This window comes from Corynebacterium sp. PCR 32 (assembly GCF_037464985.1).
GTDB classification, from domain to species: Bacteria; Actinomycetota; Actinomycetes; order Mycobacteriales; family Mycobacteriaceae; genus Corynebacterium; species Corynebacterium kroppenstedtii_D.
This window is the reverse complement of the sequence record NZ_JBAHVL010000004.1, coordinates 110,157-124,986: the sequence shown is the minus strand read 5'-3', so window position 1 is coordinate 124,986 and position 14,830 is coordinate 110,157. Positions and strand designations below refer to the sequence as shown.

Genomic DNA, 14,830 nt, shown 5'->3' with positions numbered 1-14,830 from the left:
GGTGAGGTGGGGGTGCCCAGTAGTGGATCTAGTGTGTTTCCCCAGGTGGCCGTAGGGGTGTATGGGTGCGAAGGAGCGTCGAAGGGTGAGGATACGTTGTGTTTAAAGAGATTCGGGATCTAAAACCTGTATCCATTTCGGTATCGGTGCTGACGTTAGTTGCGTCGTGGTTGCTCACACTGTCCCTTGGCATGACGATCGTCGGGGCAAGGGCGTCTGAAACGGATGCTGGGGAGCAATTTTCTTCCCTGGGCGGTATGCAAATTGCCTTGACTTGCATGTCTGTCCTGATGTGTCTTCCGTCCGTGGTGAAGGTGGCGATTCGCCGGGATGCACGACGTATTGCGCTGTGGCAGGTCGTCGGGGCATCACCACGCGGCGCCCGCGCACGCTACATCGGAATTGCGACGTTCAGTGCCGTTGCTGGCGCTGCCGCGGGTGGGCTCATAGCGTTCGTGACATGGCCAACGTTTGGTGCTGCCGTCAAGCGGACGGGTTTGTTGACGCTTCCGGGCTTCTCAGAACCACTTACCGTGTGGGCTTGGATATTCGGCCCAGCATCAGCATGTGTCGTCCTCCTCGTGTCATTACTTATGGGCACACGACAGTTGAAGAAAATTGAGCCTGTGGAAGCTGTCATGGATCTTCCCGAGCGCGCACCATCCCGGGGAATTGTGCGCCTTATATTCTCCGTACTCATCATTTCTGGTATCGCGGCCGGTTATGTTGCCATCGGGGCAACGTCGCCGCCCGACAATATGGAAACGTTGGGTGGTCTCCTGTCGGCGTATTGGGGTACTGCCCTCGGGTTACTTGTTGCCTACGGTGTGTCGGATCGCGTTGTTATCACCCCGATCGTCCGCGTTGTTGGGGCTATCATTCCGTTGAACGCCCTTGATAGTTGGGTACTGGCTAAAACATCGGCACGGCGGCGCTCTACCCTGTCGACCTCAGTGATTACACCACTGGTGGTGGCCGCATCATCTGTCGGTTGTATTTTCGGGATGGTCAATCAAATGAGGAACGTCATGGTCGCCTCAGGTGCCAGTGAGGCTGACCTGCAAGTTAGTCCATCGAGCCAAATTATCCTGATTTTCGGCGCACCTGTCATTATTTCTGCATTTTCAGGGGTCATCGCCGTCTATCTCACTAATGAGTGGCGTCGCCATGATGTCGCTCTTCTGCAAACACTGGGCGCCACCACTTCCGCAATTCGGTGGTCAGCGTTTTTTGAGTGCGTCATTTATCTCGTATCCGCGGTGCTTATCGCGACGATGATTCTGGGGGTCAATGCCGTCGCGATGGGATGTGCGCTCAACCATGGTCCGGTACCAGGTGCGAGCCCCGTGTGGATAGGAAATGAGACCTACTGGTTGCTCGCCGCTGGTTTCTCTCTTCTGGGGGTATCTATCATCCTGCCCACTGTGAGGGAATCACGGAAACTCACCATGACTGCTATCGTTCGCTAAGGAAAATACAGTGGAAAACATTATTATTACGCGTGATCTCACGAAAGCATTTCCTATTAATCGGAAGGAAAAAGAACTCGTCCTTAAAGGGATCGACTTTTCTGTACGCCCACACGAGTTCGTTTCCATTGTTGGACCCTCGGGCTCAGGAAAATCGACATTCCTCTACTGTATTTCAGGGTTGGAGCACGCGGATTCCGGGCAGAGCATGTTGTGTGGCGTTGACCTTGTCACAGCGTCGACAAACACTCGAAGTGAGGTTCGTCGTAAAAATGGGAGCTTCATTTTCCAGGATTACAACCTTGTCGACTCGATGACAGCATTAGAAAATGTTCAGCTTGGGTTGCGGTTTGTCTCCAAGAAGCTGCCAAAGAACGAGATCAATGAGTTATTTGACAAGTTTGGGCTAGGTAAAAGGAAGAATTATTACCCAGCACAGCTCTCTGGTGGTCAGCGTCAACGTGTGGCTATTATCCGGGCTCTTGCGGTCAAACCTCGAATCCTGTTTGCCGACGAACCAACAGGAGCCCTGGATTCCGCATCGAGTGCCCTCGTAATGGATGAGCTGGCTAATGTGGGCCGTCACGGTACCGCAGTCGTCATGGTGACCCACGATCTCGAGGTGGCGGCCAAGGCAGACCGGGCCATCGTCCTCTCGGACGGCGTCCTGGTGAAGAACATCAAGTGCCCAACCACCGAGGAACTATTCCTCGCCCTGGGCAAGAAATAGTGCGTAGACCGCCGGGAACACACGTATCCCGCGAGCACCCGGCTACCCTACCCCCACGCTGTGATCCACCGTCGTGAGATCAGCTCAACGCTCCATCACCTCTGTGGCGAGTTCCACGAGGACACGCTCACCCCGTTCGGTGGAGCGTTGTGAAGCAATGAATTGCACTCCTCGTGGTAGGCCTTGTGCATTTCTACTGACGGGAACATGAATCGCAGGATGCCCCGATACGTTCCACTTAGCGGTATATGCCACGGAGGGGAGGCTAGCGATCTGAGCTGCTACAGTACCCATTCTCATCAAGCGGCCAGCCTTGGACGGGCCGCTAGCCACCGTCGGCGTCAGGATCACATCATAGCGGTCAAAATATTTCTCTAGTTCGTCGCCATATCGATGTGAGGCTTCACGCGCCCATTTCTCTACCCGCGGAGTAACCCAAAACCCTAGAGCTCGGGTTCGTTTATGCCTCGCTTCAATCCTGTCAGGATTGTCAAGCCCCTCAATTTCATGCCGGATTCCCGCCAAAAATTGAATCATAAACAGCAGTGTTGGGTCTTTAGCTCGAAGGTGAACACGCTCCACATCATGCCCGGCGTCACGAAGTCGCTTCTCCATGGATTCAACGGCTGTGCGGTGTTCGGATGACAGCGGCGTCAATAGGCTTTGAGGGGTGTAGTCGACCGCGATCTTCCATGTGGCTGGTGTCCGGTTGGTCTCGATGCGTTCATCAGAGATGACAGTGAACATGAGTTGTGTGTCACGAACAGTTCGAGTGAGTGCGCCGGCTGTCCCCAGCTCACACCAAAGGTCTTTGTATGGGGCCGTAGGAATAACGCCTCGACGTGGCTTCAGGCCAACCAACCCACAATGGGCTGCGGGAATTCGAATAGAACCGCCACCATCACCGCCAATAGCAACAGGGACCATCCCATCTGCTACCGCCACAGCTGACCCCCCTGAGGATCCGCCTGGGGTATAGAGCGGGTTATGAGGATTCCGCGTTACCCCGGTCGCGTCAGATTCTGTGAAAGGGAACGCACCGAAGGCAGGCATGGCGGTTTTCCCAATAATTATTGCTCCAGCAGCACGCAGTCGAGCAACAATGTCTGAATCAGCAGTTTTCGGGGTCTGATTAGCCATTGTCCCGAACGTGGTGACACACCCTGCGACGTCTACTTCTTCTTTAATTGCTACCGGAACACCAAAGAGTGGTCCAGGGTTCGATGTGTCACTATCAAGTCGGTCTGCCTCAGCACGGGCTTGTTCTGCCAGAATCACGGTAAAGGCATTACATAGCGGGTTCCGACGGTATATCCGCTCCAGTGCTGTGTCGATAAGGGCACGTGCAGAGTGTTGATGTGCAGCCTCGCGCCATGCCACGGCATCTAACTGAGTTATATCAATAGTCATTTTCTATCTACTAACACCCAACATGCGATCACCATGGGAAAAGAACTTTGTGTGCCATCATCCTACTGTAGTGCACTATTGACGAGCAGCAACTCGAACTAGATTGGCGTCATGGTTGCCTACCACGGGGATCACCCGTTGTTGTTGGGATACCGTCGCAGAAATCAGGAGGGTGAGCTGTGATGGGTTACTCTTCTCCCCTGAGGTCAATCCAAAACCGCATATATCGTTGGCCATTGTCGTTATGACGGATATCGTCGAGTACCCCACCATTCGACCGAATCACTGACTGTGACGCGAAATTATCCTCGGCGCAGGTCAGTAGCAGCCGTTCGATCCCCATGCGTTGAGCAATATCTTTCGTGTGAGCCAACGCTGCTGTTGCTAAACCTCTATTTCTGTACGATGGCCGAATCGAGTACCCGATGTGACCCCCACAATTCGCAAGATGGTCGTTCAGACCATGCCGGAGCGCAATAGTTCCGGCGAATACATTATCCTCGACTATCCACATGTATGTGCAACACACACGCCCCGGACTGGACGGAACGTGTTCCTCTGCGCGTAAATCGTCAATCCATTGTGCGAAGTCACGTGTGCATGCGAGATCATATTTCTCGTTGATCTCTGCCCCATCTTGGTATTGCCCCGCCCATTCCTTGAGCGAATCCACAAACGACGCGTGTAACTCGATAGTTGGTCGCACGAGCTTCATCTGACTCTACCTCGCGTATGTCCTCACGGCACCCAATGGTGTTGGTTCTCCTACACTGGCTCCGCTTAGGTTGATCATTGTTATTTCACACATCAATCGTGCCAGTTTAATGTTGTGATGTGGTCGATAGCATCGAGGAGAACATATGAACACACCTCCAGGGCTACACGGTAGCATCCGTGACTATACGGATGGTCTCTATCGTGTCACTTTTCAAACTGGCGGCCCCGATGACATAGTTCAATCTATTGTGGAAGGATACTTTGACGAGAAGAAAAAATACGTTCCTTCCTATAAGGCGTCTTTCATCTCTATCCATGATGGTACTTTTAATGTGAATATTGCTATGCAATTAATTCCGGAGCTTATTCGAGTCTTAGTGTGCCACAATATCGGTGTTTATGCTGTGACACGGAGCGCCATTACCTCCTGAGGTAATGCTTCATCTCTGAACTACCATTCCACACATGGCATCGCGCGAGTGCCGTCATCGTCCGTGAAATACGATGAGGCACCCGCGCGACAGTATATTTCCCGAGCGGTCAGTCAACGATTGTTTTAGAAGTCCCAGTCGGATTCTTCGGTGGCCTCAGTTTTTCCGATGACGTACGATGCCCCGGATCCACTGAAGAAGTCATGCGTTTCGGCAGACTCGGGGGCCAACGCTGCGAGAATGTCAGCTTCCGTATGCTGTGCTTCTTCTTCGTACTGGGGTGGGTAGCCAAGATTCATCAACGCTTTGTCTGCGTTGTAGTGAACGAATGCCATCACACCCTCGATCTTTGGCCGAGCAACAAACGAGGATTGTTCCGTACCTCCGTCGGAATCCTCACCAGTCTCCCCTACTGTGGGGCTACTCGCAGCACTCCCGGCATTCGTATGACCAGAATGATGTGAGGTGGTCGGAACAATCAAACTGCCATAGAGCTCGCTGGAGTAGTCTTTTTCCAACGCCAGGAGGTCCTCAACGAGCCCGAAGGTGAACTCTTCCAGCTCGTTCTTCCTCTCAGGGTGGGCATCGAGCCCGCGTTGGAACTTGTACCCCGAATAGTAGCCATGCACTGCCTTATCGCGGAGGATGAGGCGAATCATATCAGCTGTATTCATGAGCTTGGCCCGGCAACTGAACCACAATGGGAGATAAAATCCCGCGTAGAGCAGCAGTGAGCTCAACAGTGTCGCGGCAACTTTCCGTTTCAGTGGATCATTGCCAAAGTAGTGTGTCATCACAGCTGTTGCCCGTTGTTGGAGCAATGAATTCTCCGTTGCCCATGTATAGGCATCGGTAATCTCTGGGGTATTACACAACGTGCTGAACACGCTACTATAGCTACGGGCATGAACGGCCTGCATAAAGGCAATGTTGGTATACACTGCTTGTTCATGTTCAGTGCGCCCGTCAGGGATCTGGCTAATTTCTCCTACCGTTGCTTGGACCGTGTCAAGCAGTGTTAATCCGGTAAATGTTTTTACTGTTAGTTCACGCAGGTCATCAGGTAGGGAGTTCCAGCTCTGAATATCGTTAGATAGTGGAACTTTCTCTGGAAGCCAAAAATTTCCGGTCAACCGCTGCCATACTTCTAAGTCCTTCGGGTCCTGCATTCGATTCCAGTTGACTGGCCTGAGTGGCGTGTCGGGCTGTGCATGCCATTGTGCTGGTGTGATCGAATTTTCAATATATGACATTGTTCTCTTTTCTTATCCTTTCTGAGAGAACGGTCTCGTTTCTGACAACGGTATGGGGTTACCGAGACGGAGAGTACTGTGCAGAGCTATCATGGTGGCGCCAAAATTCCGTTAGTCCTTTCCGAACCTGTTCCACATCACGACGCGTTCCTAGCAGTTCGAATCTATAGAGCTCTGGAACGTGACACTTTGAGGCAATCACTGGCCCAGCGCAGCAGAATGCTGTGCCAAAATTCGTATTACCACTGGTTATTACTCCTCGAATTAACGAACGGTTCGTTTCATCATTAAGGAAACGAATCACTTGACGCGGAACAGCACGGGCAATGTCCCCTCCTCCGTAGGTTGGCACAATGAGGACATAGGGGTCTTTCACGTGTAGAGCAGGGTCCTTAAGCCTCATTGGGATCCGAGCAGCGGGGATCTGGAGTTTTTCCACAAAACGTGCCGTGTTCCCCGATGCGGATGAGAAGTACACAAGGCGTACTTCTGACGCACTGGTCGAGTGAGACATCAGTCTTTCCCATCCAAGACGAGTGGTGGTCGCGTGTGAGCGACCCATGCTATCGTGTTCAATGCATTGAACTCTATCACTCATTTGAGTGAACATATAGTTTTATTTGTGATGGGAGGGCACTCTCATCCGGGATACAACGAGGTCATATCGGCGCCATCAGGACGGGTGCCGGCACCTGCACTCGGGGCGTTGATCCCGCGAAAAGGAAGGAAATATCATGGCTACACTCACTGATCCAATGAAAGAAATGATCAGCAAACAACTTCCCTACCTCGCGACGGTGACCGACGCGGATACTCTCCGCCCAAACATTGGGCCAAAGAGGTCTCTCCGGGTATGGGATGACCACACCTTGATCTACAACGAGAACACTGGCCGTCAACACTTCGAGAATCTCCGTGAGGGGTCACTTGCGGCCGTTGCTGTCGTCGATTGGGGTGAGCTCGACGGCTACAGGTTCATTGGTAAAGCAGAAATCCACCGGGACGGCCCGGTATGGGATGCATGTATCGCTTATGCCGATGAAAAAGGTTACCCACCGCCCAAGGCTGGGGTTCTTATCCATATTGAGCAGATCTATACGCTCATGATCGGTAAGCATGCCGGTGAGCTGCTCGATAGTGATGATCCAGACCTGTCGTGAGCTGGCACCGTCCGAGCCACTGACATCATCGTGTGGGAAGATCAGGATCGGTACAAGACAATGACCTAGCGTTCTGTGATCAGCATGATTATCACGGAAAGCTAGGTCGTTTGTTTTTAAATTGTTACGTGGGAACTCCGTCCTATGATGGGATCATCCAGCTCATCACCGTCGCCTGCAATCCGTTGATGATGCACAGTGCGAACAATAAGCCCACGCTCCACAGAATCACTTTTCGCAGGATCTCCGATTCACGTCCGACCAGACCGACAGCCGTTGCTACGATAGCGAGGTTCTGGGGGCTGACCAGTTTACCAACCACGCCACCTGAGGTATTCGAGGCAACCATCAATGCAGGATCAACATGCGCTTTCTCTGCAGCTGTTTGCTGCAACGTGGAGAACAGTGCATTTGCGCTGGTATCGGAGCCTGTCACCGCGGTGCCCAACCAACCAAGGATCGGAGCAAAGAAGGCGAATGCTGACCCCACGCCAGCAATCCACGTGCCCATGGTGATTGTCTGGCCTGACTGGTTCATCACGTAGGCCAGGGCCACCACTGACGCAACCGTGACGATGGAGAACTTCATTTTCACCACGTTTTCCCAATAGGCCTGTCCTAAGGTCTTGATGGAAACTCGGTACACCGCAGCAACGATGAACCCAGAAATGATGAGCAATGTGCCAGGCGACGACAACCAGGCGAAGTCAAAAATTGTGGTGCCCGAGATACGGCCGGTCGACGTCAAAATATGCCCATCGGACACAGGCCAGTGGATTTTAACGTCTGTCCCTTTTAAGAATTTCTTGACGGGTTCACACAGCTCAGCGAGGGAGAACACCACCAGTACCAGCAGGTATGGGAACAAAGCCATGAATGTGCGGCCAGCTGTGAGTTCACGGTCGTCGGCGTCCTGGGACACGGTTTCAGCACCAGCAACGTCTTGAGTTCCAGATTCCTGGTCCTCTTTGTGGCGCTCAATATACAACCGCTCGCGAGCTTCCTCTGTTCCCTTCGGCTTCCAGAAGCGCAGCATGATGACAGTCGCAGCTACGCCCATCAGTGCTGCAGCGATATCTGTCAACTCCACGGAAATGAAGTTAGAGAATACGAACTTCGTCAACGAGAACACGAACCCAATCACCACAGCGATCGGCCAACATTCTTTGATGCCACGTTTACCGTCAACAAGGATGCATAGGAAGAGTGGAATAAAGAGCGATAAGAGCGGCGTTTGACGTCCGACGATAGCGCCGATGTGCTGGTAGTCAATACCGGACAGGGCGCCGGCGGTAATAATTGGCGTTCCCACAGCCCCGAAGGCGACGGGCGCCGTATTGGCTACCATCACGGATACAGCGGCGCGCATACGCGAAAAACCGATGGTCAATAGCATGACGCCTGTAATGGCCAGCGGTGCGCCAAATCCCGCGAGGGCCTCCAACATGCCGCCAAAGCAGAAGGCGATCAGAATGGCTTGTACACGAGGGTCATCGGAGACGTGGTCGATGAGAGCACGTAGATCCTGGAAGCGGCCGGAGCGGACAGTGATCTCATAGAACCAAATCGCTCCGATCACGATCCACATAATCGGGAAGATTCCGAACACTGCTCCTTGTGTAGCAGCCAAGCCTGCGAGGTGGGCGGGCATTCCGTAGGCGACAATCGCGATGATGAGAGACACAGCCAAGGCGGTCAGTCCTGCCCAATGGGCTTTCCACCGCAGCACTCCAAGAGTGACAAAGATTGTGGCCAAGGGAAGAAAAGCGACGAGTGCTGACAGGAACAAATTATCTGCCAGCGGAGCCAGAACAGGCTGATAGGTGGAACTCATGGCACAGGTTATTCTCACTTTTTAAGGGCATCGCTCGGGGATGCCAAAAGGACAACTACGCATCACTTGAACTGCCTAGTTACATACCAGCAGAAAAATAGTGATGTAGAGCACATTTGTGGCGTGGCCACATTGTTAGTCACATCTTTCACGATCACCCGAATCGGGTCAAAATGCGTGCCCCTGCGATAAACAAAAACCACGGTAAAGCGGGAAAGCACGTCAGACAGGTCCTCATATTCACCCCCAGATGGGAACCTTTCAGCGCGTACAGCTCACCGTGGTGACGACCATATACGCGACCTATACAGTCACATTCACATCACGAGTATCAACACGACGCACACGCGACAGCTGCGTCACGTGCTGCGGACCCAACTCTTCAACACTCGTAACCTGCAATAGCTTCATTGTTCGCTCAATTTGCGACCGCAAGATCTCGATGGTCCGATCCACTCCGGCACGCCCACCGGCCATTAAGCCATATAAGTAGGCACGCCCAATCAATGTGAAGTCTGCACCCAAGGCCAGGGATGCAACAATGTCGGCACCGTTCATGATGCCGGTGTCCACCATGATTTCCATATCCTGGCCAACCTCACGAGCAACCTCAGGAAGAAGCAGGAACGGCACCGGTGCACGGTCAAGCTGTCGCCCACCGTGATTAGACAAGACGATCGCATCGACGCCGAGGTCGGCCAGTTTCTTCGAGTCCTCGAGATTCTGGACTCCCTTCACAGCGAGTTTGCCAGGCCACATGTCACGGATTGTCTTTAAGTCGTCAAAACTGATGGTGGGGTCCATGGCATTGTCTAAAAGCTCACCAACCGTTCCGCCCGTGGAGCTCAACGACGCGAATTCGAGCGGCGGTGTTGTTAAGAAGTCAAACCACCACCATGGTCGCGGGATTGCATCCACCACTGTTTTCAGCGTCAGCTGTGGTGGAATGGAGAAACCATGACGAATATCGCGCATCCTGTTACCCGCCACTGGCGTATCGACAGTGAAGAATAAGGTGTCAAAACCAGCCTGAGCGGCACGCTCAACCAATCCATAGGATATTTCCCGCTGACGCATGACATACAACTGGAACCAATTACGGCCCGCGGGGTTTGCCGCCTTCACATCTTCAATGGACGTCGTTCCCAACGTTGATAGACAAAAAGGAATTCCCGCAGCTCCTGCGGCTCCCGCACCGGCAACTTCACCCTCAGTCTGCATCAAGCGAGTAAAGCCTGTGGGCGCAATGCCGAACGGCATCGACGACGATCCCCCCAAGATCGACGTGCTCATGTCGGTTGTCGATGCATCCTTCAGAATGGACGGGTGGAATTCCACATCCTCAAACGCTTGGCGAGCACGCGCGATAGAGATCTCTTCTTCCGCAGCACCATCGGTGTAGTCAAAAGCAGATGCCGGCGTTCGACGCTTCGCGATCTTTCGGAGATCATTAATCGTCAAAGCACTTTCCAGACGACGCTTCTTCATATTCAGCTCGGGCTTTTTAAAGTGCAGATATTCCCTAATTTCTTCAGGCTTTGGGAACTGACGCTGAACCACATGGACTCCTTTTCACAGGACGGAAAGATATACATGCGCACATACCCCCCTAAGCCCGATACTGGCAGCACCACAGCGCATGAGGTTGCGCGAACTATACTGAGCCTAAACAATCTAAGGGTATATCTACAGAGGGTGTACTAAGAGGGGGTAGGTGCAGAGATGACGAGCCTGACATAAGCCACATTCACGCACCCACAACGAGTGGTCATCACGCATATCGTTTCTGAACCCGGTACCAACCCCCAGCACACGCCATGACCACCCACACCACCAACAGTAAACCGGCCATCTGCCAGCCTTCCACAGGCAAGGGAAACTGCGTTTCTTCACCAATAAATACGGCTCCATTGTTAAAAGGCAACAGTGCGAATGCCTTACTGCCGTGGGGAAGGATCACACTGAAGGGCTCCAGAACAAACTCCCACAGCAGCATGATCCCAACGGCTGCCGAGGCGGTACGGAAGAGAGCTCCCAAACCCACGCCCAAACCACACATCAGGAAGCTATACACAGGTATTGCCCACAAGAGATGGAGGACATCCGAACTGGTGAAATTCCAACTACCAGCCACTGATGAGAACAACAGCTTGTCAGCTCCAATAGCCACCATCATCGTCACACCACTCAAGAATGCAGAGACAACACCGGTGACCAGCCATTTCGCTGTGAGCAGCACACCAGCGTTGCGACTCGCACGGTAGCTCAGGGGCATAGTGCCAACCCGGTACTCCCCCGTCACAGAGCCGATCGCCCACAGGGCGAACAACGTACACGTCATCATGCGGATCCAATGTGCTACCTGAATAGGCTCCCATTGGCGGATACTTCCCCCGAGAACTTTCTGGGCAAGAACAGCCTGCCCACACATCACCAAGGAAGCAACTATCCCCACCACAACCGCACAGGGGAGAATCAACCACGTGGAACGCAGCGAAGCAAGCTTTGACCACTCAGCCGCACACTGACGCTTCGCCATCTGCACCATCAGATCGCTACCTTTCCATATTTCACTGCACTCCTGGTCAGTGACACATACGCGTTCTCTAGGTCACCATATTCACTGTTGAGTTCATCTATTTTTCCGTCAGCAAGGATTTTTCCCTGGCCGATAATGAGCACCCGGTCGGCCACTTTCTCCACTTCACCAAGCAGGTGACTCGAGACCACCACGCACCGTCCCATCGAGGCAAGGTGGGTGAACAGTTCACGCATCCAAATAATGCCGTCTACATCAAGACCATTGATGGGTTCATCAAGGAGAAGGTTGTTGGAATCGGGCATCAGCGCTGTTGCCACTGCAAGCCGCTGACGCATTCCTAACGAAAAAGAATCTGCCCGCTTCCTGGCGACAGCCTCCAAACCCACCATGGACAAAAGAGCATCGGCACGATCAGTGGGCATTCCACAGTTCCGCGCCACCCATTGAAGGTGAGCGCGGGCGGTACGTGCAGGATGGACAGCATCACGATCAAGGACAGCAGACACGGCCTGGAGTGGATGATGTGCGTGGCGGCGTGGGCGTCCGTCAATGAGTATCCTGCCGGAATCCGGCGTCACAAGCCCAGCCATCGCAGAAAGCAGTGTCGATTTCCCGGCACCGTTGGGGCCCAAGAGGCAGGTCACTTCCCCATCGCGGAAACGAACGCTCATGCGTCGCACAATATGTCTGTCCCCATAGCTTTTTGAGAGTTGATGAACGTCAATCATCATCTAACCCTTGCACTTGTCGGCTTGCCCCATTACCTGCATATATGAGCATGCTGTCGCGCGCGAGTACTTCCAATTGCCATCCACTTTCTTAAATACCAGTTCCCTATCCTTCTCTGGGTAACCATTTGCGTGGTCAACGAAGTGGACGGTGGCAAAATCACCGTCGATCTTCACAGGGCCACGGAAAGACCACTCCCAGTTATTCGCCTGGTTCATTTGGACATCCTTTTGGAGGAAACGGCCAATGATAGGTGAAATGGGGCCAGCGTCGAGGTTCGCTTTAATTCCAGCATCAGGGGTGTGAGGGTCGATGAGGTAGGTAAACTGAGCGGCAAAATCCTCAACGGTCGGTTCTGCCATGCGGAGCACCAACACGCCATCAACCCATTCCGGGCCTGTCGGTTGCTGGGGTCCCGCCGGCTCACCATGTTTGTCATCACCGGCGGGTTGCCCAGTATTTCCTTCGATGTGCCTGACATCCCGTGTGTCCCCAGGAGCTAATTCCGAACCTCCCTTCTTCCCTTGGATATGAGCAGCACTAGCACTTCCACCCGACGACGCTGGGCCTCGGCCTGAGGCTGATGGAGCTCCGCTCGTCGTTGGGCGTGGGGTTGTTGAGCGCGGAATTGCTTTCACCGAGGCACCGGTGCCGTTGATACCAGCGTCAACGGGAACAGCAGCGAGCTGGTGCTCGTTATCCGATTTGTGTGTCACGTAGTACACCGATGCGCCGGCAACAATCAACGCGGAAACCCCGACCATCACAGCTGCGGCTCCGATGGCGCGTCCGAGGCCTCGTGACAACAGTGGTTCCCGTTCCGAACGAGGCTCCAGCACGTCCTCAGTAGGCTCGGGTTGATCCTCGGAGAGTGGACGGCGAATCACCTCAGTCCGTGAATCCTCGTGTAGTGCTGAAAAATCCACACTCGGTGAATCGTTGTAGTCACGTGTGTCACTCATTTTTCTTCTCTATCTGTTATGGAAGCCCGGGGTTGAGACCGCCGTGAGCTTGTATCAATCCAGTTGTTCCCCATGGGGTGGTGTCTATCTGTTGGGTGCGAGGTCATGCACCATCCACTGCTGCGGTGGGGTGCATCGTGACGAGACATGACGCCCACCTCGCATACCTAATCTATTTAAGACGAGGTCACACTAACCGTTAATGAACAGAAATTCCAATACCACCCCCGTGTGGGGCCAAGTCTCTGGACCAACACATGACCACGTGGATAAACAACGATCAGGAAAGTATCCATTCACCAGGTATGGCAATAATCTAGCCATAGCACCTCACCCAAAATGGGTGGACGGTTTATATATTCCAGATTTTATATTCGGCAAACATGCCTACAATTGAATTTCATACATCACTATCGATACATTTTTTATCTGCCATTAAATATCGAAATAAGTACTGCGCAAGGATGGCATAATATTTACTACACCCTATCGACGTCGTGACAACACACACCAGTTATCACAACAATAAAATGGACCCCATATACAGATCGCCAGAGATAGATAATGAGCCCCCACTATCAGAAAACATGCAGGTCAGAACACGTAAATAATAGCCAATCGCTTTATTTCTTCTACCTTAAACACAGCACATGTGTTAACATTCCTATATTTCCGCTGGGACAAATGTCACATTTTAATTAATTTCACAGGAACACCGATATGGCGTATCCTCGAGCACCAGCTGAGAGAAAACTCTCAGTGTCCGACACAGTCAGATTTCATATGATCTGCATACTCAATAATTGGGGGGAATAGTGCGCCGTATACTTCGCACCTCCGTTGCCGCATTAACAATCACACTCGCTGCCGTTGGAATGCCCATGGCAGCCAACGCTGCTCCTACACCTCATAAGCAGCACTCATTCCAGTACCACCCATGGCCCGATGCTTCTAAGAGCTTCAAAACCAAGGGCGTCTTCGACACTCCAAACCAAGACACCATCACTGTCCAGCAGGGCGCCACAATCCGCTCCGGTGGCGGCGGAACATGCAGCATCACGCTGATCGGTGACCACACCGGATACACCGCTGAGCACTGCTCACATGGCCAGTGGCACCGCGGTAGCGAAATCTTCGACCAGTCCAACCACCTCATCGGTCGCGTTGCCGCCATGGCCCGCGGATTGGATGCCGTCAAGATTGATCTCGACTCCTCCGTGCGCGTCGATGGTCATTGGGAAAAGCGCGACTACAACTCGCTCAATGTGGGCGAACCTGTTCACGTTCTCGGTCTGGGCCAGCAATTCAACGAATCCCGTGTCGCCGACCAGCCACTCCAGCCCTGGCCTTCGGCAAATTCCCGTGAAACCGCCGCGCTCGTATCACCGTTGAACTCCAAGCCGGGTACCTCTGGTGGGGCCATGGTTGACCGCAATAACCGCGTCATCGGTATCAACGTTGGATACCTCGGAAACAGCACCGGCAAATACGGTGCTTACCTCCCATGGAACGTCGTAGATTCGGAACTGCACTAGTCCAACTCCCTAGGTAAACCTGTACTACGTATGAGGGGTTCGACATGGTGTCGAACCC

At 53.1% G+C, this 14,830-nt stretch carries 14 protein-coding genes; 5 read left to right on the top strand and 9 right to left on the bottom strand.

The features are described 5' to 3' along the window. Positions 1 to 98: 98 nt before the first annotated feature. Together V5S80_RS06765 and V5S80_RS06760 are read left to right on the top strand one after the other, a co-directional pair. On the top strand, positions 99 to 1,469 hold the full coding sequence (locus V5S80_RS06765; RefSeq protein ID WP_395170000.1) for an ABC transporter permease: 1,371 nt from the start codon (positions 99 to 101) through the stop codon (positions 1,467 to 1,469). A gap of 10 nt (positions 1,470 to 1,479) precedes the next feature. Further along, the gene (locus V5S80_RS06760) at positions 1,480 to 2,199 is read left to right on the top strand and encodes an ABC transporter ATP-binding protein (protein WP_395169999.1); all 720 of its coding nucleotides are present in this window, start codon (positions 1,480 to 1,482) and stop codon (positions 2,197 to 2,199) included. A gap of 84 nt (positions 2,200 to 2,283) precedes the next feature. Here the strand turns inward: V5S80_RS06760 and V5S80_RS06755 are convergent, their stop codons facing one another. Beyond that, a complete protein-coding gene (locus tag V5S80_RS06755) occupies positions 2,284 to 3,609 on the bottom strand; it encodes an amidase family protein (RefSeq protein ID WP_395169998.1) in 1,326 nt (441 codons plus the stop codon). A 187-nt stretch (positions 3,610 to 3,796) separates the two neighbouring features. After that, positions 3,797 to 4,324 (bottom strand): GNAT family N-acetyltransferase, encoded by a 528-nt coding sequence (locus V5S80_RS06750; RefSeq protein ID WP_395169997.1) that lies wholly within the window; start codon positions 4,322 to 4,324, stop codon positions 3,797 to 3,799. 145 nt (positions 4,325 to 4,469) lie between these two features. Here V5S80_RS06750 and V5S80_RS06745 point away from each other — a divergent pair, with 145 nt between their 5' ends. Next, positions 4,470 to 4,757, top strand: a complete 288-nt coding sequence (locus V5S80_RS06745; protein ID WP_395169996.1) for a hypothetical protein — start codon at positions 4,470 to 4,472, stop codon at positions 4,755 to 4,757. Positions 4,758 to 4,882: 125 nt separating this feature from the next. Here V5S80_RS06745 and nrdF read toward each other — a convergent pair whose 3' ends face one another. After that, entirely contained in the window at positions 4,883 to 6,010 is a 1,128-nt protein-coding gene (nrdF, locus tag V5S80_RS06740; protein ID WP_395169995.1) for a class 1b ribonucleoside-diphosphate reductase subunit beta, read from the bottom strand. Positions 6,011 to 6,068: 58 nt separating this feature from the next. Then, on the bottom strand, positions 6,069 to 6,524 hold the full coding sequence (gene nrdI / locus V5S80_RS06735) for a class Ib ribonucleoside-diphosphate reductase assembly flavoprotein NrdI (RefSeq protein ID WP_395169994.1): 456 nt from the start codon (positions 6,522 to 6,524) through the stop codon (positions 6,069 to 6,071). Between the two features lie 220 nt (positions 6,525 to 6,744). Between nrdI and V5S80_RS06730 the strand changes: the two genes are divergently transcribed. Continuing rightward, complete coding sequence (locus tag V5S80_RS06730; RefSeq protein ID WP_395169993.1) at positions 6,745 to 7,170, top strand: pyridoxamine 5'-phosphate oxidase family protein; 426 nt, start codon at positions 6,745 to 6,747, stop codon at positions 7,168 to 7,170. Positions 7,171 to 7,312: 142 nt separating this feature from the next. Here V5S80_RS06730 and V5S80_RS06725 read toward each other — a convergent pair whose 3' ends face one another. The 5 genes from V5S80_RS06725 to V5S80_RS06705 all read right to left on the bottom strand — a co-directional run bounded on the left by V5S80_RS06725 (position 7,313) and on the right by V5S80_RS06705 (position 13,237). Further along, on the bottom strand, positions 7,313 to 9,004 hold the full coding sequence (locus V5S80_RS06725) for an L-lactate permease (RefSeq protein ID WP_395169992.1): 1,692 nt from the start codon (positions 9,002 to 9,004) through the stop codon (positions 7,313 to 7,315). A gap of 303 nt (positions 9,005 to 9,307) precedes the next feature. Next, positions 9,308 to 10,564, bottom strand: coding sequence for an alpha-hydroxy-acid oxidizing protein (locus tag V5S80_RS06720; RefSeq protein WP_395169991.1), 1,257 nt, complete (start codon positions 10,562 to 10,564; stop codon positions 9,308 to 9,310). A 211-nt stretch (positions 10,565 to 10,775) separates the two neighbouring features. Continuing rightward, the gene (locus V5S80_RS06715; RefSeq protein WP_395169990.1) at positions 10,776 to 11,552 is read right to left on the bottom strand and encodes an ABC transporter permease subunit; all 777 of its coding nucleotides are present in this window, start codon (positions 11,550 to 11,552) and stop codon (positions 10,776 to 10,778) included. Continuing rightward, a complete protein-coding gene (locus V5S80_RS06710; RefSeq protein WP_395169989.1) occupies positions 11,552 to 12,217 on the bottom strand; it encodes an ABC transporter ATP-binding protein in 666 nt (221 codons plus the stop codon). Before V5S80_RS06710 ends, V5S80_RS06715 begins: the two co-directional genes overlap by 1 nt. Positions 12,218 to 12,277: 60 nt before the next feature. After that, positions 12,278 to 13,237: a hypothetical protein gene (locus V5S80_RS06705; protein ID WP_395169988.1), complete on the bottom strand. Its 960-nt coding sequence runs from the start codon at positions 13,235 to 13,237 to the stop codon at positions 12,278 to 12,280. 815 nt (positions 13,238 to 14,052) lie between these two features. Between V5S80_RS06705 and V5S80_RS06700 the strand changes: the two genes are divergently transcribed. Then, entirely contained in the window at positions 14,053 to 14,772 is a 720-nt protein-coding gene (locus tag V5S80_RS06700; RefSeq protein ID WP_395169987.1) for a hypothetical protein, read from the top strand. Positions 14,773 to 14,830: the final 58 nt, after the last annotated feature.